We start from the raw sequence: 16,396 nt of genomic DNA on the forward strand, positions 1-16,396 counted from the left end.
GCTGCGCCGTGCTCAGGAACCGGGCGTAAAATGGTTGGCATGACCGCAATGCCCGATGTACTTTCCTCTCCTGAAATCCGGGAAACCACGGAGAAGGCCTGGCGCCTGATCGTGTGGAACGACCCCGTCAACCTGATGAGCTACGTGTCCTACGTGTTCCGCTCGTACTTCGGTTTCAGCCCGGAAAAGGCTGAGACGCTGATGCTCCAGGTGCACCACGACGGATTCTGCACCGTGCGCAGCGGCGCGCGCGAGGCGATCGAGTCCGACGTGCAGGCCATGCACGGATTCGGGCTGCAGGCCACCATGACCCAGGAGGCCTAGGCGTGGCGAAAGCCTTCAAGTACGGTTCGCGGGGCATCACCGGCTCGCTGCATTCGGCGGAGCGCAAGCTGCTGCGCGACCTGTTCGCAGACATCATCCACATGCTCGAAGAGCGCGCCGAGCTGCACCGGCTGCCCGAGGGCCTCGACCCGCTCTATGCGCTGACCGGCATGCGCCCAGCGGACCTGGAGCTGCCGCCGATCGGCGACCCGGCCCTGGCCCGGCTGCTGCCGGATGCCAGCGACGACCCGCAGGTCGCGCGGGAGCACCGCCGGCTGACCGAGTCGGACTTGATCGGGGAGAAGATCGACCGGCTGCGCGAGGCGCAGTTCCTGCTGGAAACCGACAAGATCGTGCTGGACCCCGCCGGCGCCCGGCGATTCGCCCAGGCGCTGAACGACGTGCGCCTGGTGCTCTCCGAACGGCTGGAGATCCGCAGCGAAGCCGACTCCGAGCGCATCTCGCAGATCAACGACGCCAAGGACGTGACCACCCCGGAGGAATACCTGGGGCTGGTCTACAACCTGGTTTCCTGGGTGCAGGACACACTGATGCACGCGCTGATGAATGCGGAGTACTAGGACACGTGAATTCCTTTTTCGCCACCGGACAGGTCTCCGCACCGGATGCAAACACCCCCATCGGAATCTTCGACTCCGGCGTGGGCGGGCTGACCGTCGCACGCGCCATCATCGACCAGCTGCCGGGGGAGTCGCTGATCTACGTCGGGGACACCAAGAACTCTCCCTACGGCCCGCTGCCCATTGCCCAGGTGCGCGCGAACGCGCTGGGCGTCATGGACGAACTGGTGGATTCCGGGGTGAAGCTGCTGGTGATCGCCTGCAATTCGGCGTCCGCCGCGGTGCTGCGCGACGCCCGCGAGCGTTATACCGCCCGCTACGGCATCCCCGTGGTCGAGGTCATCCAGCCGGCCGTACGCCGCGCGGTGGCCGGCACCAAGAACGGCAAGATCGGCATCATCGGCACCCAGGCCACCGTGGGCTCGCGCGCCTACGAGGACGCCTTCGCCGCCGCCCCGAACCTGGAAGTGACCTCCGTGGCCTGCCCGCGTTTCGTGGAGTTCGTCGAATCCGGCATCACCGCCGGCCCGGAGCTGCTGGGCATCGCCGAGGAATACCTGGCCCCGCTGCAGGACAAGGGCGTGGACACGCTGATCCTTGGCTGCACGCACTATCCGCTGCTCACCGGCGTGATCTCCTATGTGATGGGGGATTCGGTCACCCTGGTCTCCTCCGCGGAGGAGACGGCGAAGGATGCGTTCAGGGCGCTGACCAAGCATTCGCTGGTCCGCGAGGACGGGCAGGCGGCGCGTCACGAATTCCTTGCGACGGGCAACGCTGATAGTTTTGGGGTACTGGCACGCCGCTTCCTCGGCCCCGAGGTCTTGCAGGTGCGCCATGTGGACCATGTGGCCGCCCACTATCCGACCGGAGCCATCGCGCGGATTACCCCGCAGATGATCGCCGCGTCGAAAGCGAGAACCGAATGAAGTTGACCATCATTGGATGCACCGGGTCGTTCCCGGGGCCGGGCTCTCCCGCGTCCTGTTACCTGGTGTCGGCCTTTGATGGCACGCGCGACTGGAAGATCCTGCTTGATCTGGGGTCCGGCGCGCTCGGCGTCCTGCAGCGCTACACCGATCTGAAGGACATCGACGGGATCATGATTTCCCATCTGCACCCGGATCACTGCATGGACTTGTGCGGCCTGCACGTGGCGATCCGCTGGGATCCGACCGGCTGGGGCCGCGAGAAGATGCTGGTGCACGGCCCGGCCGACACGGCCAACCGCATCGAGACCGCCTACGGGCTGCCCGAGGGCGACACCATGCACCAGGACTACAACTTCCAGGTCTGGGAGCCGCTCAAGCCGGTGCACCTGGGCCCGTTCACGATCACCCCGTACCCGGTGCGCCACCCGATCGAGGAGGCGTATGCGCTGCGGGTCGAGGCCCGCGAGCCGACCCCCGAGGGCGAGATCATGACCACCGTGCTCACCTATTCGGGGGACACCGACACCTGCCAGGGGCTGGTCGACGCCGCCTACAAGGCGGACATGTTCCTCTGCGAGGCGGCTTTCGAGGAGGGACGCGACGACGCGATCGACGGCGTGCACCTGACCGGCAAGCGCGCCGGCGAGATGGCGACCGCCGCGCAGGCCGAACGCATGCTGCTGACCCATATCCCGGTGTGGACCGACATCAACAAGGTCGTCGAGGAAGCCAAGGGAACCTACGACCGCGGCATCGCCGTGGCGGTTTCCGGCGTCACCTACGGCGTGTACTCCGGAAGCCTGAAGGACGGCAAGGACCCCGAGCTGTTCAAGGGCGACCGCGGCACCGACTACATCGTCTCGGAAACCGGTACGCTGCCGGTGGTCAAGTACGAGAAGACCCGCAAGTTCCCGCTGCTCAAGCGCAAGAAGTAGCAATCCGGATCCGGCGCTGGTCGCCAGCGCCCTCAAAGAAAGTGGTATTCGGCCGTGACGTCACGCAGTCTCGCGGAATTACGAGTCACAGCGAAAGAGACGCTGGAAAAATATACGTCTCCAAGCAACTGGTATGCGTTTAATACCTACGATGTCCTCGGCGATCCCGCGGCATCGTTGTCGCCGGCTGACGTGCTCATGGCGAATCTCTTGAGCCTCCGGCTCAGCGCCACTGAAGTTATTCCGCTGTTTACCGAGGGGCACGAGGCCGCCCAAAAGTTGCGGGCGGCGTTGGACCACGCGCTTGAAGCGTTGAGGGATGCGCCAGCATTCGAGACCTTCGGCGATATTGAATCCTTGGAATCATGTGTCGGTCCGCTCGCAGCTGCCAATTACGCAGCAATGGAGGTGCCGCAGTGGACAGCGGTCACCGTGTCCAAGGTCCTTCACCGCCGCGCGCCCCAGATCGTCCCGATCATCGACTCGCGGGTACGTTCTTTCTACGGTGTCCGGTACGCCGAGGACGTGCGTAGCGCCCTGTGGCATGACATCCGCAATGAGATCGATTGGCTGGCTCCGCTTGCAGCATCGCAGATGACACCGGACGGTCGCGCTTTGTCAGTCTTGCGTCTTGCCGACATCCTGATCTGGATGGCCGAAGCAAAATAGTCATCGCCAATGAAGCCCGGAACCGGCAGCAACCGGTTCCGGGCTCGATGCGTTAACGCGCAGGCGGTGAGCTTGATTACCAGTTGGTTCTGAGACAGTCGTTGCGTGCTAGCGTTAAATCAGCAGGGCAGGCAGGTGTTACCGCCGCCCGTTGCCAGATTATCCACCGACCATGGACGCGAAACCTCATCGAGGACTTCCTATGGCATCAATTCATTGGGAGAGATTTTCGTGTCCGCCACGCTTCGCCGGGTCGTCTACGTTCTCAGCTACGAGCTCATCGCCATCATCGCGACCACCGTCGGCCTTTCGCTTCTCGGTTTTTCCGGTGGGCATTCATCCACCGTCGCCGTCGTCTCCTCGGCGGTCGCCCTGATCTGGAACTACCTCTTCAACATGATGTTCGAAGCGTGGGAGCAGCGCCAGGAGAACACGCAGCGCACGCTGCGCCGCCGCATCGCCCACGCGCTGGGATTCGAAGGCGGGTTGGTCGTGATCCTGGTGCCGATTTTGGCTTTGATCCTCGGTGTCACGATCCTCGAAGCCCTGATGCTGGAAGCCGGCCTGCTGGTCTTCTTCCTGATCTACACCTTCGTTTTCGCCTGGGTCTTCGACAAGGTCGTTCCGCGGGCCGCGGCGAAGTCTTCCGCGGTTTCCGCGGAACACTGCACGAGCCGGTAGCCGCCGCGCACCGGGCATGGCATCGGCCATCCGAGGCGCCCCGGGAGGGACGCTTCGGATGGCCGAGTGCTTTTTCCGGGCGGTGGCTTGCCAATCCTGCTAGAGCAGCTCGCCCAGCGGCACGGACGGATCGGCGAGCTTGGCAGGATCAACGCCCTTCCGGGACAGGATCAGCGCCTTGAAATCGTCCATGACATCCCAGATGTTCACGTTCATGCACGCGAGCACCCGGTTCCGGGCATCCACCCAGAACGCCATGAACTCGCGCACCGAGGGATCCCCGCGCACGATGATCCGGTCGTAGGATCCGGCTGGCGCGTACCCGATGTACTCCATGCCCAGGTCGTACTGGTCGCTGAAGAAGTAGGGCAGCTCCGCGTATTCGGTGCGCTGTCCCGTGATGGTCGCCGCCACAGCGGCCGGCTGGTTCAGCGCGGTGGCCCAGTGCTCCACACGCACCCTGCGTTCAAGGACCGGATGGATGTGGTTCGCGATGTCGCCTACCGCGTAGATGTCCGGGTTGCTGGTCTGCAGCGTGGAATCAACCAGCACGCCGTTCTCGGTTTTCAGCCCGGCGGCCCGGGCAAGCTCGATTTGCGGTGCGACTCCGATGCCGATGACCACCGCATCGGCCTCAACCACCTCGCCGTCCGCCAGCCGGACCCCGGTGGCCTTGCCGTGCCGGGTGGCGACCTCGGCGATTTTCACGCTGCATCGGAGGTCGACCCCGTGATCGGTGTGCAGGGTGGCGAAGTGCGGGGAGATTTCCGGGCCGAGCACCGCCAGCAGCGGCTGCGCGGCCCCTTCGAGGATGGTCACCCGGGTCCCGGCCAGGCGGGCCGCGGCGGCAACCTCCAGCCCGATCCAGCCGCCGCCGATGAGCACCAGCCGCTGGTCGAGTCCGAAATGCCCGCGGATCGCGGTGGAGTCCTCGACGGTGCGCAGGGAGTAGACGTTGTCCGCGTCGGTGCCGGGCAGCGGCAGGCGGCGCGGGGCGGAGCCGGTGGCGAGGATCATGGTGTCCCAGTCCACGGTGGCCCCGGCGGAGGTCCGCAGCTTCTTGCCCACCGCATCGATCGCCACGACGCTGGCGCCCTGGCGGACGGTGACGTGGTTGAGCGCGTACCACTGCTTGGGGTGCACCAGAGCCTGGTCGAACTCGGATTTGCCCTGCAGGTAGTCCTTGGAGAGCGGCGGGCGCTCATAGGGCAGGTGATCCTCGCCGGCGAAGATCGTGATCGGCCCGGTGTAGCCCTGCAGGCGCAGGTGCTCGGCGCTCTTTGCGGCGGCCAAGCCTCCGCCGACGATCACCAGATGTCCATCGGTGCTCATTGGATAGTCCTTTCACTGGGTATGCCGCCCGAGGCCAGCGCCGTCGAGCCGGGGTGTCAGTTGTTCATCAGGCCGGAGAACGACAGGAATTCCTGCCGGGCTCCGGCGTTGTCCCGCAGGTGCCCTAGCAGCGCGGAGGTCACCGTGCTGGTGCCGGGGGTGTTGGCCCCGCGCAGGCTCATGCACGAATGCTCGGCGGAGATCACCACGCCGACGGCCCGCGGGCCCAGTTCCTCGCGCAGCCAATCGGCGATCTGCTCGGTCAAGCGTTCCTGGGTCTGCGGCCGGCAGGCGAAGTGCTCCACGATGCGTGCCAGCTTCGACAGGCCGAAGATGCGCTCGCCGGGCAGGTAGCCCACGCAGGCCCTCCCGGTGAAGGGGAGCAGATGGTGCTCGCACATCGAGCGCACCGGGATGTCGCGCAGCACCACCAGCTGGTCGTAGTGCTCCTCGTTGGGGAAGGTCGTGAAGGTGAAGTCGCGCGGGGTCAGCATCTGAGCCCAGGCTTGCGCCATGCGGGCCGGGGTGCGCTGCAGATGCACCGCATCCAGATCCATGCCCAGCGCGCGCAGGAACTCGCCGGCGGCGTGCTCGGCGGCGGCGAGGTCCATGCCGCCGGCCCGCCGCGGCGCCCGCACCCGGGTGGGCAGGCCAGGAGCCTGCCCATCGAGTTCCGCCACCTCGGCCAACGCCTCGTCGAGCTGGTCCACGGAGGTCATCAGGCGTGCGCCTTCCGGCGGTTCGCGCCGAAGGGCGGATCGAATTCCGCGGCAAGACGGGAGAGCGCCAGCGCTGCGACGAGCAGCCCCACATCGCGCAGGGCGACATCCAGCATGCCGCTGAGCAGCAGCAGGTTCACGATGATGCCCAGCAGCCACAGGGCCACGATGTAGCTGGCGTACCGCGGCTTGACCGCGATCGCAACGCCCGCGATGATCTCCACCGCGCCGACCAGGTACATCGCCGTGGCCGCGGAGAACGGCAGCAGCGAGACGACCCACGGAGCCAGGTAGTCCGGCCAGTAGGTCATGAAGTTGAAGAACTTGTCCAGCCCCATCAGCAGCGGCAGGAGGACAAAACCAATGCGCAAGATCCAGAACGCACCGAACGACGGATCACTGAGTATCCGTGCACCAAAAGTTGCCGGGGCCAGCGACGCCGGGAGGCGTCCGCTGTAGGCAGCATTCATGATCACCACCCTCTAAAACTAATGAATGTGTATCTTAGAATTCTCCTCTTAACCCTATTTGTCAAGATCCATTGTTGATAGAATTCAGGTATGTCGAAGATGCCCCAACCCATGACCCAGCAAATGCTCAAAACGCTGACGGACCCTGTGCGCCGCCGGCTCTTCGACTTCGTGTTCGCCAGTGGAAAACCGGTGGGCCGGGACGAGGCGGCGGCCGCAGCAGGGATCAGCCGCACGCTGGCCGCCTACCACCTGGACAACCTGGGTGAGGCCGGGCTGCTCGCCATCAGCTATGCGCGGAAGCAAGGGAAAACCGGTCCCGGAGCGGGTCGCCCCGCCAAGCTCTACGCGCCGGCGCACCAGGAAGTGTCGTTGAACGTGCCCCCGCGCAACTACCGGCTGCTCGGAAGCCTGCTGGCCACCGCGGCCGCGAGCGACGACAGCGGCGTCGTGCTGCGTGCACTGCTGGCCGCCGCGCGCAGCGAAGGGATCGAGCTGGGGGAGTCCGGAAAGGATCTGCTGGACCTGCTGCACGAGCTGGGCTACGAACCGGTGCAGGAGGAGAACGGCGACATCACCATGGCCAACTGCCCGTTCCACCTGGTCGCCCGGCACCAGACCGAAATGGTGTGCTCCATGAACCGGGAGCTGCTTTCCGGGGTGCTCACCGGTTGCCGGTGCGATGCCCGGCGCGCGGAGCTCAACCCCGCCGAGGGCCGCTGCTGTGTGGTGATCCACCCCGAAGCATAGGCCGTGCGTGCGCGGCGCGGCGCTGCGAATAGATAGGATGGAAGCATGACTTTACGTGCCGACGGCCGAGGCGCCGCGCAACTTCGAGACATTACCATCACCCGCGGCTGGTCCGCCCAGGCCGAAGGCTCGGCCCTGATCGAATTCGGCAACACGCGGGTGCTGTGCACCGCGTCGTTCACCGAGGGTGTGCCGCGCTGGCTGAAGGGCGAGGGCACCGGCTGGGTCACCGCCGAATACGCTATGCTCCCGCGCGCCACCAATACCCGCAACTCGCGCGAATCCGTCAAGGGCAAGCTGTCCGGACGCACCCATGAGATCTCCCGCCTGATCGGCCGCTCGCTGCGCGCCGTGGTGGACACCAAGCAGCTGGGCGAGAACACCATCGTGCTGGACTGCGACGTGCTGCAGGCCGACGGCGGCACCCGCACCGCCGCGATCACCGGCGCCTACGTGGCGCTGGCCGAGGCCATCGAGTGGGCCCGTTCCCAGGGCATCCTGAAGCAGAACGCCAAGGTGCTGACCGACTCAGTCGCCGCCATCTCGGTGGGCATCATCGACGGCACCCCGATGCTGGATCTGCCCTATGAGGAAGACGTGCGCGCGGAAACCGACATGAACGTCGTGGTCACCGGCTCCGGCGACTTCGTCGAGGTGCAGGGCACCGCCGAGGGCGTGCCGTTCAAGCGCGCCGAGCTGGACGCGCTGCTGGACCTGGCCCTGGGCGGAACCAGCGAGCTCGCGCAGATCCAGCGGGAGACCCTGCGGGCCGCGCAGTGAGTGCGCCCGTCCTGGTTCTGGCCTCGCACAACGCCGGCAAGCTGCGCGAACTGCGCGAGCTGCTGCGCGGCAAGGTGCCGGGCCTGGACGTCGACACCCAGGTGATCGACGCGGCCACCGCCGGCGCCAGCGATCCGGTCGAGGACCAGGTCACCTTCGCCGGCAACGCATTGAAGAAGGCCCGCGAGGTCGCCGCCTCCAGCGGGCTGATCGCGCTGGCCGACGACTCCGGGCTGAGCGTGGACGTGCTGGGCGGGGCCCCGGGCATCTTCTCCGCCCGCTGGTCCGGCGTGCACGGCAACGACGAGGCGAACATCGACCTGCTGTTGGCCCAGCTGGGTGACATCGCCCCCGAGCACCGCGCCGCGCAGTTCGTCTGCGCCGCCGCCCTGGCCACCCCGGCCGGCGCCGAGCACGTGGAACTGGGGACCTCGGCCGGGGTGCTGCGCACCGAGCGCGCCGGTTCCCACGGCTTCGGCTACGACCCGATCTTCGAGCCCGAGGGCTCGGGCAAGACCATGGCCGAGCACACCCCGGCGGAGAAGAACGCCATCTCGCACCGCGCCCGCGCGTTCGCCGCGCTGCTGCCGGTGATCATCGACGAGGTGGCCAAGGCGCTCGCCGCCCGGTAGCTCCGGCGTCCACGCGAACATCCGCCGTTCCTTTCCGCCAGCGGGAGGGAACGGCGGATTTTTCCATTCCTTGCGCAGTCCTCCGGTCCGGCGCCGGATGCCGTGACGCGGGCGCCGATGCGCTGGGCCTCGCTGGGAACGCGCTGCAGACTTCCAGGTCATCTGCTTGGCGCCCGTGGGTGCGTTCACGCTGATCCCGCGCCGGGTCTGCCGCGAGGACGTGTTTGCAGTCGGTGCGGGCCTGCAGCTCCACGATGTCGTTAGGCGCTTCCAGCGAGAAGGCCGGTAGGCCTTGCCCAGCTCATCGGGAGTACTGCGGGATGACATCGTGGTTTTCCATGGCCAGGGTGCCGGCGTTCGGCACCGGCGAGCGCAGGGAATCCTGCGGGACGGGCCCGGAATCAGGTTCCGGGCAGCGCTCGCCAGCCGAGAAGCGGGCCCTGATGATGGTTTTGTCGTTGACCAGATTCAGCTGCTGAACCGTGCGCTGGTGGATTCTCGCGCCGCCGAGTGCTGCGGACAAGCCCGTGTCCATCCCTCGTTGATGCCCAGCGCTGGGTCGAGGGCGACGTCCAGGTGGTGGTAACGCGGCAGGGCCCGGGAATTATCGGCGACGAGCATGACCGCCAGGAGCAGGACGAGCCGGACGGCGCTTCCGGCTAGCGTGGCCGCGACGGCGAAGACGCCGATGCTGAGGCCGAAATGCGAAACCACCAGATCTCGCCGCCGGCGCCTGGGCAGCTACGACGGGGCCACGGCCGCAAACAGCTAGATAGGCGTAGGCGTCATTCCTTGGAAGCAGGTTTTCGAAAGGGAGCCTTCAGCTTTCTCCTGCCGCCAGTGTGCTGCCTCCGGCACTCGCTTGAGAGGGCCAGAATGGAGGCCAGGTCCGGTGATTCGGGTACTGGAGGGCTGCGGTCCGGTCGACAGGCCATGCGGCATTCCGTGCAATGTCGAGGCCCGAATCCTGCGTGCTGGGTGGGAAGCATGAAATTTCCTTGCATCAGTGCCCGGTGGGCTCTTGCCAGCGGAAAGGTCTGGCTCTATGGTTAGTTACATGAGTAATGAACCCACTAAGCAAGAGGCGGGTTCACGTGAGGAGGGGGGCCGAGATGATCGATGATTCCAAGCCGATCTTCCTGCAGATTTCAGAACTGATCGAAAACGACATCATTTCCGGAACCCTGCCCGAAGAATCGCAGGTTCCATCCACCAACGAGTTCGCAGCCTTTTACCGGATCAACCCGGCCACCGCCGCCAAGGGCATCAACCGGCTGGTCGAAGAAGGGCTGCTCTACAAGAAAAGGGGCATCGGCATGTTCGTCGCCCAGGGTGCGCCGGCCAGGTTGCGCAGCAACCGCCGTGAACACTTCGCCAACCAGTTCATCATGCCGCTGACCGCCGAAGCCGCCAAGCTCGGCATCGAGATGGATGAACTGCTCTCCATGATCAAATCAACTTCGGCCACCTAGCACCACCGGCCTCCCACAAGCACAGGCAGGAATGAGCCATGAGTGAAACACCAGCCATCGCCACCCGGGCGCTGAGCAAGACCTACAAAGACGTCAAGGCCCTGGACAATGTCGGCCTCAGCCTGGCCCCGAACCGGATCTACGGGTTGCTCGGACGCAACGGAGCGGGAAAAACCACGCTGATGTCGATCCTGACCGGGCAGAACTTCGCCGATCACGGGACCGCGGAGATCTTCGGGCACGCCCCGTTCGAACATGATCCAACACTGGCGCGCTTGTGCTTCATCCGCGAATCGCAGAAGTACCCGGATGACTTCAAGGTCTTCCAGGCGTTCCACGCCGCGGCGCTCTTCTTCGGGAACTGGGAGGAGGAACTCGCCCAGGACCTCATCCGGGCCTTCAACCTCCCGGTCAAGCGCCGGATCAAGAAGCTCTCGCGCGGCCAGCTCTCAGCGGTCGGAGTGATCATCGGCATGGCTTCCCGGGCCGACATCACCTTCTTCGACGAGCCCTACTTAGGCCTGGATGCGGTGGCGCGGCAGATCTTCTACGACCGCCTGGTCGAGGACTTCGCGCAGCACCCGCGCACCATCGTGCTCTCCAGCCACCTGATCGACGAGGTCGCCAACCTGCTGGAGCACGTGATCGTGATCGACCAGGGGCGGATCATCATCGACGCCGAGGCCGAGGAGCTGCAGGGAGCAGCGGTCACCGTCACCGGCGGCGCCCAAAAGGTCGAGGAATTCATCGCCGGCTACCCGGTCATCCACCGTGATGCGCTGGGCTCGCTGTCCAGCATTTCCATTCGCGCACGCCTGTCGGAAGAACAGCGCGACCGGGCGCGGGCGCAGGGGCTGGAACTGACCCCGGTCTCGCTGCAGCAGCTGGTGGTCCGCAGCACGCTGAACTCCCAGAAGAACCAGGAACAGACTACCGAGAGGCAGGCCATCAAATGAGCCGCATCATCAAGGTCGCACGCATGCAGCTGATCAACAAGTGGACGTTCATCGGGATTCCGCTGGTGATCCTGGCCAGCGCGTTCCTCTTCACCTTGGCCATCTGGTACCTGGTGCGCCGCGGCGGGGGCGAAGGCATCCTCTACGGCGGGGGCGCCCAGGCTCCCATGTGGTACTTCCTGGCCCTGGGCATCCAGGCTCTGACGCTCACCTTCCCCTTCGCCATGGCGATGAGTGTTTCCCGGCGCAGCTTCTACCTGGGCACGCTGGCGCTGTTCTCCGCCTGCGCCCTGATCCTGGCGGTGTTCTACTACCTGATGGGCCTGGTCGAGATCGCCACCGGGGGATGGGGTGTGGACGGGCGGTTCTTCGCCCTGCAGTGGATCGCCGAGAACAACTGGCTCACGCAGATCCTGTTCTACTTCGTGCTGATGATCCTGCTGTTCATGCTCGGCTTCTTCGCCGCGACGCTGTACATGCGCTGGAGGACGACCGGGGTGCTGGTCTTCACCATCGGGCTGGGGCTGGCCCTGCTCGGGGCGGTCGCGCTGATCACCCTGACCGAAACCTGGCCGCAGGTCGGACGCTGGCTGGCGGCGTGGACCGCCGCCGGGGTGACCGCCGCCGGCGCGGGCCTTGCGGTCGTCCTGGCCGGATCCTCCTACCTGACCCTGCGCAAGGCCATCGTCTAGGAACCGCGGCGGCGAACGCGCCAAGGCCCTGCCGCTCGACCGAGCGGCAGGGCCTTGGCCTCGCCCGGTGCGCTAGCTGACCGTGGTCTGCCTGGTCCCGGCGGTCCCGCGCCCCGGGGAAACAGGTCGGCGAACGCGAGCTCTGCGTGCAGGTGGCCGCTGAAGGCGGCGGTGCCGCGGGCCAGCGCCTCGAATTCCAGTTCCAGCTCCTGGGATTCCCCGACATCCAACGTCGAGTCGAGGCCCGCGCCCACGACCGCGGTGGAGCTGAAGAAGACGAACAGCTCATCAACCAGCGAATTTGCGGCTGGCCGGGGACTGTTCACATCGAACTCGGTCCGGGGGTTGATGGCGGCGCCGCCGGGCACCCGCAGCTTGGCCACGGAGTCCGGCGCAACCGTCACGTGCAGCACGACGTTGCTGAGCCGGACGCCGGTGGGGGCCGCCGCGTTGGTCCAGCGCAGGGTCAGGGAACCGATCTCCCCGGGGTTGAGGTTTCCGGTGACGTCGCCGATGCGGAATTTGACGTCGTCGTGGAGGTAGGCGGAGGTGGCGGCGGCGAGATCTGAGATCACGAGGGTCATGATGGGTGTGCTCCTGATGTAGCGGGTGGGTCTGGTTGCGGTGGGGTGTTTCATGATGCCCGCAGGGCGGGTGTTTCCAGGCTGCCGCGTGCTTCGGCGAGCACCTGCAGCAGCTCCTTGCGGCTCGGCGCCTGCGCCGGGTAGCGCGGGGCTGACAGATGCGGGCCGATCCGCTGCTGGACGGCGGGGTCGGCGAAGATCTCCGGCGGCGTGGCCAGCATGGCCCCGATGCGGCTGGAGGCCCGGGCCAGCACCGGATCGGACGCGGCGCCGCGCAGCAGGGCGGTGGTCATCGCCCACGATTGGTCCGCGGGCGCGTAGGGCACGCCGTCGGCGTCGGCCTGCATTTCCGCCAGCCGGTGGCGGTCGAAGCGCAGCGCGCCCTCGACCCACGGGGTGACGGCCTGTGCGCAGGCCCGCTCATAAGCCAGCGCGAGCTCCCGCGCATCCCGGGCCCATCGGCCAGCACATTGCGCAGCACCGAGGCCTGGATGGCGCCGATGGCGGCGCCCCGGCCCAGCGAGGGATTCGTGGCGGCGGAGGAATCCCCGACGGGCAGCAGCCCCAGCACGGTCGGCTCCCCGTCGCGGACGTAGCTGCGGCGCACGTCCTGGATCCCGGCGATCGGCATCACCGGGGTGATGGGATCGCCCTGCGCCGCCCAGCGGGACGCCACCGGATTGGCGGCCACCGCCGCCAGCCATTGGGGTTCATGGCGCAGGCCGCGCAGCGCCCGGTCCCGGGAACCGGCCACCAGCACCAGGCAGTAGGTCCCGGCGTCGCAGGGCAGCGTCAGCACGGACAGCGAGGGGAAATGGCTCAGGACCGGATTCGCCCCCTGCGGGGCCCGCCCGTCGCGGCCGCGGAAGTGCCGCCCGTAGTAGATGAAGCCCGAGTCCTCGCTGTCCATCGCGGAGTCGGCGCCGGCCTGAGCTGCCCAGCGCGGCAGCCGGGTGTGCCGTCCGGCCGCATCGACGACGAGATCCGAGCGCAGCTCGCCCGCGGTGGTGCGCACCCCGAGCACCCGAGGGACCGTGCCGGAGCGCTCGACCAGCAGGTCGCGCACCGCCACCCCGCGCCGGATCCGCAGCCGCCGTTGGCCGCGAACCAGCAGCGCGCACAACGCCGCCTCCAGCACCGGGCGGCGGGCGGTGAGGGTGTCGAAGGCCTCGTCCCCGTCCTGCCAGCCGCCCACGGCCGCGGCCGACTGCAGGTGCAGCATGTTCACCCGCCGGGCTCCGGCCGCGGGCAGCCCGGCGGCCAGCTCGGGGAACTCGCTCAGCATCTGCTGGTGCCAGCGCGGCAGCATCAGATGCGGCTGGCGGAACTGGCTGACCCCGGGCCGGGCCCAATGCTCCCAGGCCTGCTCGTTCCCCGGCGGGGCACCCTGCGGGTCGCGGTCCAGCACGGTGACCTTGTGCCCGCTGCGGGCCAGCAGCACTGCGGCGGTCAAACCGGTCAGCCCGGCGCCCACGACGGTGATCTCACGTGGATTGGTGGTTTTCATGGCCTTGCTCCCTTTCGAAGAAGGCCATCATCCGGTGCCTAACCGCCCGGCTGCCAGATCACTTTCCGTCCAATTCCTGTCCATTGTCCCGGTTCGCGGCTTCTTCCTCCGCAGCCTCGGGCTCCAGCCCGGGAAGCTCCCAGAGCCGGCGGGAGCCGATCTCCACCGCCCACAGCACCTCGCCCACGCGCTCCAGCGCCTGTTGCAGGTTCCGAAGGGCAGGCCCAGCAGCTCGGCGGCCGCTTCCTGCGAGGGGGCGCCCTTGAGGTAGGTGCGCTCCAGCACCCGCCCGGACTCGGCGCCGCGGCGGTCGGCGGAGGCGGCGCGGACCCCGGCGCGCAAGGTGCGGCGCAGCGATTCGACCGGCTGCCGGCTGAACGGCTGGACCAGTTGGGTGTCGAGCAACGGCGAGCCGGCCAGCCGGTCCGGGCTGCGGTAGTTCGCCAGCGCGGACCGCACCGCCTCCAGAAACGCGCCGCGCGCCAGCGGCTCGGGTTTGAGCAGATCCGCCGGCGGGGGACCGATCTGCCCGCTCAGTTCCCTGCTCTCCATCAGCTCGAAGAAGCTCTGCGGCGGAAAGCGCCGCCGATCCCATCCATAGGCCACCTGCTCACGCCCGCCGTACCGCACCCGGACCAGGGGGCTGAAGCCCAGGTACTCGAAATACAGGCCGTAGTGCTCGGGATCGAAGGTGACGATGAACGACCACGCCGCGGGCTGGCTGAACCATTCCAGGATGCAGGCCACGCCGTTGACCAGCAGCTGGGTGGGATCGCGCTGGTACGCGCCGCTGGCCCCGGCGAAGCGGTTGATGTTGATCCGCTCCCCGTCGCGCAGCGGCGCGCGCTCGGCCACCGTGCGCGCAATGGCGGCTGCCACCGGGTCCCGCAGGCCGATCCCGGTCGGCTCGGGCAGGTAGACCTGCACGGAAAAGCCTTCCACGCCCTCATCCGAGCGCACCCGGTACAGCCCTTCGGGCTGCGCCTCGATCCACTGCCGCGCCAGCTGGGCGACGTCGATGCCCTCGCCCTGCTCGATGAGCTCCAGGATGCGCTCATGCTCCCGGTACGCGGCCCGCTCGATCCGCGGCAGCCCGGCCCGGCGCAGCACGGCGATCTCGTCGGAGAGCGGGCCGCGGCGGTGCAGCAGCATCAGCTCGGCGGCCGCCCGGTCGGCATCCGGGCGCCCCGGATCAGCCAGCTGCTCCAGGAAGTAGTCGCGGATGACGCGGTGCAGGTCCACGTAGTCGTCGGGCGAGCGCTGCAGGAACTCCGCCTCGAACAGCTCGCACACCACGTCATGCAGGAACAGCCCGGTGCGCCCGCTGCTGACATAAGGCCGGGCGCGCAGCCAATCCCAGGCCTCGGCGGCCCGCGCGCCGACGGTGCGGCGCAGCAGCTCCTCGGTCATCCGGGTCGCCTGCGCGCAGGTCGCCAGCGCCGTGCGGTGCTCGGCGTCGGGGATGTCGTCGACGATCATCCGGCACAGCTGCGAGACCAGGTCCGGCATGTCGGCCAGCCGCTCCGGCCGTCCCGCGGGCGGCCCGGCATCCGCGAGCATCGCCAGCACCAGCGGGTAGCCGCGCCCCAGGCCGGCCAGGATCCGCCGCGATGCGGGTTCGACGCCCAACCGGGCCAGCAGCTCCATGCTGTTCCCGGGGCCGAAGGCGTCCAGTTCGAACACCTTCAGCAGCCCGCGCCATCCCGGATCCGTGCGCCAGCGCATCGACGGGGCATTGCGCGAGGCGATCACCGCCACCGCCCCCGCGGGCCGCGCAGGCAGCAGCTCCTCGCGGAACCACCGGTCCAGCGGCTCCAGCAGCTCGTAGCCGTCGATGAACAGCACCTCGCCGCCCGGGGGAGGATTCCCGGCGGTCCGCCTGCGCTCGTCGATCGCGGCGGCCACGGCCGCGCCGGAGCAGACCAGGTCGCGCGCGTCGAGGCGCAGGCAGTACCGTCCGCGGCGCGCGGCGCGCCGGGCCAGCGCGTCGAGCAGCGTGGTCTTGCCGATCCCGCCGGGCCCGTGGATGAAAAATACCCTGGCCTCCGAGACGCCGTCCACGGTGTCCGCGAACGCCGCAAGTTCCCGGGCGCGGCCGACGAATCCCCGCTCCCGCGCCTTCTCCAGCGCGGCGAAGATCCCGGAGGTTCCCGCGTCCCGCCCGGCGTGCGTGTCCATAAGCACAGGATACGACCGGCGCCAGCTGCCGTCGAGGTTCCCGCGCCCCGCACGCCGCATGTGAGATGCCTTGCTGCCGCAGTGCCGTCCACGCCGCGCCGGCAGCGTCCGTACGGCGCCTGGAGAATAGTAGAAGGGGCAGGCCAGCGGGCTGTTTCGCGGCGCCCCCGGGGTGCGCTGGCCACCGTGCCGGGCCACTGCC

The 16,396-nt window shown here is 67.7% G+C and carries 20 protein-coding genes and 1 pseudogene; 13 read left to right on the forward strand and 8 right to left on the reverse strand.

Translation table 11 applies throughout. From position 1 onward, the window contains the following. Positions 1 to 39: 39 nt before the first annotated feature. From clpS to IEY43_RS10995, 6 genes and pseudogenes are all read left to right on the forward strand, one after another. Complete coding sequence (gene clpS, locus IEY43_RS10970) at positions 40 to 324, forward strand: ATP-dependent Clp protease adapter ClpS (protein ID WP_188948636.1); 285 nt, start codon at positions 40 to 42, stop codon at positions 322 to 324. 2 nt (positions 325 to 326) lie between these two features. Continuing rightward, positions 327 to 905, forward strand: coding sequence for a DUF2017 domain-containing protein (locus IEY43_RS10975; RefSeq protein WP_188948637.1), 579 nt, complete (start codon positions 327 to 329; stop codon positions 903 to 905). Positions 906 to 910: 5 nt separating this feature from the next. Beyond that, on the forward strand, positions 911 to 1,834 hold the full coding sequence (murI, locus tag IEY43_RS10980) for a glutamate racemase (RefSeq protein ID WP_188948638.1): 924 nt from the start codon (positions 911 to 913) through the stop codon (positions 1,832 to 1,834). Then, positions 1,831 to 2,625, forward strand: a pseudogene (locus tag IEY43_RS10985) (MBL fold metallo-hydrolase); the annotation flags it as partial. The gene murI and the pseudogene IEY43_RS10985, both read left to right, overlap by 4 nt. 201 nt (positions 2,626 to 2,826) lie before the next feature. Beyond that, the gene (locus IEY43_RS10990) at positions 2,827 to 3,441 is read left to right on the forward strand and encodes a DUF6308 family protein (RefSeq protein WP_188948640.1); all 615 of its coding nucleotides are present in this window, start codon (positions 2,827 to 2,829) and stop codon (positions 3,439 to 3,441) included. Positions 3,442 to 3,672: 231 nt separating this feature from the next. Then, positions 3,673 to 4,122, forward strand: coding sequence for a PACE efflux transporter (locus tag IEY43_RS10995; protein WP_188948641.1), 450 nt, complete (start codon positions 3,673 to 3,675; stop codon positions 4,120 to 4,122). A 99-nt stretch (positions 4,123 to 4,221) separates the two neighbouring features. Here IEY43_RS10995 and IEY43_RS11000 read toward each other — a convergent pair whose 3' ends face one another. The 3 genes from IEY43_RS11000 to IEY43_RS11010 are packed head-to-tail and all read right to left on the reverse strand — an operon-like array spanning position 4,222 to position 6,643. Beyond that, positions 4,222 to 5,454 (reverse strand): NAD(P)/FAD-dependent oxidoreductase, encoded by a 1,233-nt coding sequence (locus IEY43_RS11000; RefSeq protein WP_188948642.1) that lies wholly within the window; start codon positions 5,452 to 5,454, stop codon positions 4,222 to 4,224. 56 nt (positions 5,455 to 5,510) lie between these two features. Beyond that, the gene (gene folE / locus IEY43_RS11005; RefSeq protein ID WP_188948643.1) at positions 5,511 to 6,173 is read right to left on the reverse strand and encodes a GTP cyclohydrolase I; all 663 of its coding nucleotides are present in this window, start codon (positions 6,171 to 6,173) and stop codon (positions 5,511 to 5,513) included. After that, positions 6,173 to 6,643 carry a DoxX family membrane protein gene (locus IEY43_RS11010; protein WP_188948644.1) on the reverse strand — a complete coding sequence of 157 codons (471 nt, stop codon included), beginning with the start codon at positions 6,641 to 6,643 and terminating at the stop codon, positions 6,173 to 6,175. Before IEY43_RS11010 ends, folE begins: the two co-directional genes overlap by 1 nt. A gap of 90 nt (positions 6,644 to 6,733) precedes the next feature. Here IEY43_RS11010 and IEY43_RS11015 point away from each other — a divergent pair, with 90 nt between their 5' ends. The 3 genes from IEY43_RS11015 to rdgB are packed head-to-tail and all read left to right on the forward strand — an operon-like array spanning position 6,734 to position 8,805. Continuing rightward, the gene (locus IEY43_RS11015) at positions 6,734 to 7,393 is read left to right on the forward strand and encodes a helix-turn-helix transcriptional regulator (RefSeq protein WP_188948645.1); all 660 of its coding nucleotides are present in this window, start codon (positions 6,734 to 6,736) and stop codon (positions 7,391 to 7,393) included. Between the two features lie 45 nt (positions 7,394 to 7,438). After that, the gene (gene rph, locus IEY43_RS11020; protein WP_188948646.1) at positions 7,439 to 8,173 is read left to right on the forward strand and encodes a ribonuclease PH; all 735 of its coding nucleotides are present in this window, start codon (positions 7,439 to 7,441) and stop codon (positions 8,171 to 8,173) included. Continuing rightward, the gene (rdgB, locus tag IEY43_RS11025; protein WP_188948647.1) at positions 8,170 to 8,805 is read left to right on the forward strand and encodes an RdgB/HAM1 family non-canonical purine NTP pyrophosphatase; all 636 of its coding nucleotides are present in this window, start codon (positions 8,170 to 8,172) and stop codon (positions 8,803 to 8,805) included. Before rph ends, rdgB begins: the two co-directional genes overlap by 4 nt. Before the next feature lie 301 nt (positions 8,806 to 9,106). Here the strand turns inward: rdgB and IEY43_RS11030 are convergent, their stop codons facing one another. Continuing rightward, the gene (locus IEY43_RS11030; protein WP_188948648.1) at positions 9,107 to 9,328 is read right to left on the reverse strand and encodes a hypothetical protein; all 222 of its coding nucleotides are present in this window, start codon (positions 9,326 to 9,328) and stop codon (positions 9,107 to 9,109) included. Here IEY43_RS11030 and IEY43_RS11035 point away from each other — a divergent pair. The 4 genes from IEY43_RS11035 to IEY43_RS11050 all read left to right on the forward strand — a co-directional run bounded on the left by IEY43_RS11035 (position 9,316) and on the right by IEY43_RS11050 (position 11,925). Beyond that, entirely contained in the window at positions 9,316 to 9,468 is a 153-nt protein-coding gene (locus IEY43_RS11035; RefSeq protein WP_188948649.1) for a hypothetical protein, read from the forward strand. The genes IEY43_RS11030 and IEY43_RS11035 overlap by 13 nt on opposite strands. 449 nt (positions 9,469 to 9,917) lie before the next feature. Beyond that, entirely contained in the window at positions 9,918 to 10,277 is a 360-nt protein-coding gene (locus tag IEY43_RS11040) for a GntR family transcriptional regulator (RefSeq protein WP_188948650.1), read from the forward strand. A gap of 38 nt (positions 10,278 to 10,315) precedes the next feature. Next, positions 10,316 to 11,233, forward strand: a complete 918-nt coding sequence (locus tag IEY43_RS11045) for an ABC transporter ATP-binding protein (protein WP_188948651.1) — start codon at positions 10,316 to 10,318, stop codon at positions 11,231 to 11,233. After that, entirely contained in the window at positions 11,230 to 11,925 is a 696-nt protein-coding gene (locus tag IEY43_RS11050) for a hypothetical protein (RefSeq protein ID WP_188948652.1), read from the forward strand. Before IEY43_RS11045 ends, IEY43_RS11050 begins: the two co-directional genes overlap by 4 nt. On the opposite strand, the gene IEY43_RS11055 is transcribed toward IEY43_RS11050, so the two are convergent. The 4 genes from IEY43_RS11055 to IEY43_RS11070 are packed head-to-tail and all read right to left on the reverse strand — an operon-like array spanning position 11,922 to position 16,194. Beyond that, on the reverse strand, positions 11,922 to 12,509 hold the full coding sequence (locus IEY43_RS11055) for a hypothetical protein (RefSeq protein ID WP_188948653.1): 588 nt from the start codon (positions 12,507 to 12,509) through the stop codon (positions 11,922 to 11,924). The two genes, IEY43_RS11050 and IEY43_RS11055, sit on opposite strands and share 4 nt — an antisense overlap. A 50-nt stretch (positions 12,510 to 12,559) precedes the next feature. Continuing rightward, complete coding sequence (locus IEY43_RS11060) at positions 12,560 to 12,835, reverse strand: hypothetical protein (RefSeq protein WP_188948654.1); 276 nt, start codon at positions 12,833 to 12,835, stop codon at positions 12,560 to 12,562. Continuing rightward, positions 12,799 to 14,016, reverse strand: coding sequence for an NAD(P)/FAD-dependent oxidoreductase (locus IEY43_RS11065; protein ID WP_188948655.1), 1,218 nt, complete (start codon positions 14,014 to 14,016; stop codon positions 12,799 to 12,801). The genes IEY43_RS11060 and IEY43_RS11065 overlap by 37 nt, the downstream gene beginning before the upstream one ends. 27 nt (positions 14,017 to 14,043) lie before the next feature. Next, positions 14,044 to 16,194: an AAA family ATPase gene (locus tag IEY43_RS11070; RefSeq protein ID WP_229777365.1), complete on the reverse strand. Its 2,151-nt coding sequence runs from the start codon at positions 16,192 to 16,194 to the stop codon at positions 14,044 to 14,046. Positions 16,195 to 16,396 lie beyond the last annotated feature (202 nt).

This window comes from Glutamicibacter protophormiae (assembly GCF_014647495.1).
Classification (GTDB): domain Bacteria; phylum Actinomycetota; class Actinomycetes; order Actinomycetales; family Micrococcaceae; genus Glutamicibacter; species Glutamicibacter protophormiae.

Excerpts from the sequence above, each read along its gene's own strand:
- IEY43_RS11010 (WP_188948644.1), bottom strand. The coding sequence starts at position 6,643 with ATGAATGCTGCCTACAGCGGACGCCTCCCGGCGTCGCTGGCCCCGGCA.
- IEY43_RS11050 (WP_188948652.1), top strand. The coding sequence starts at position 11,230 with ATGAGCCGCATCATCAAGGTCGCACGCATGCAGCTGATCAACAAGTGG.
- IEY43_RS11015 (WP_188948645.1), top strand. The coding sequence starts at position 6,734 with ATGTCGAAGATGCCCCAACCCATGACCCAGCAAATGCTCAAAACGCTG.
- IEY43_RS11000 (WP_188948642.1), bottom strand. The coding sequence starts at position 5,454 with ATGAGCACCGATGGACATCTGGTGATCGTCGGCGGAGGCTTGGCCGCC.
- IEY43_RS11065 (WP_188948655.1), bottom strand. The coding sequence starts at position 14,016 with ATGAAAACCACCAATCCACGTGAGATCACCGTCGTGGGCGCCGGGCTG.
- folE (WP_188948643.1), bottom strand. The coding sequence starts at position 6,173 with ATGACCTCCGTGGACCAGCTCGACGAGGCGTTGGCCGAGGTGGCGGAA.
- IEY43_RS11055 (WP_188948653.1), bottom strand. The coding sequence starts at position 12,509 with ATGACCCTCGTGATCTCAGATCTCGCCGCCGCCACCTCCGCCTACCTC.
- clpS (WP_188948636.1), top strand. The coding sequence starts at position 40 with ATGACCGCAATGCCCGATGTACTTTCCTCTCCTGAAATCCGGGAAACC.
- IEY43_RS11045 (WP_188948651.1), top strand. The coding sequence starts at position 10,316 with ATGAGTGAAACACCAGCCATCGCCACCCGGGCGCTGAGCAAGACCTAC.
- IEY43_RS11040 (WP_188948650.1), top strand. The coding sequence starts at position 9,918 with ATGATCGATGATTCCAAGCCGATCTTCCTGCAGATTTCAGAACTGATC.
- rph (WP_188948646.1), top strand. The coding sequence starts at position 7,439 with ATGACTTTACGTGCCGACGGCCGAGGCGCCGCGCAACTTCGAGACATT.
- IEY43_RS11070 (WP_229777365.1), bottom strand. The coding sequence starts at position 16,194 with ATGGACACGCACGCCGGGCGGGACGCGGGAACCTCCGGGATCTTCGCC.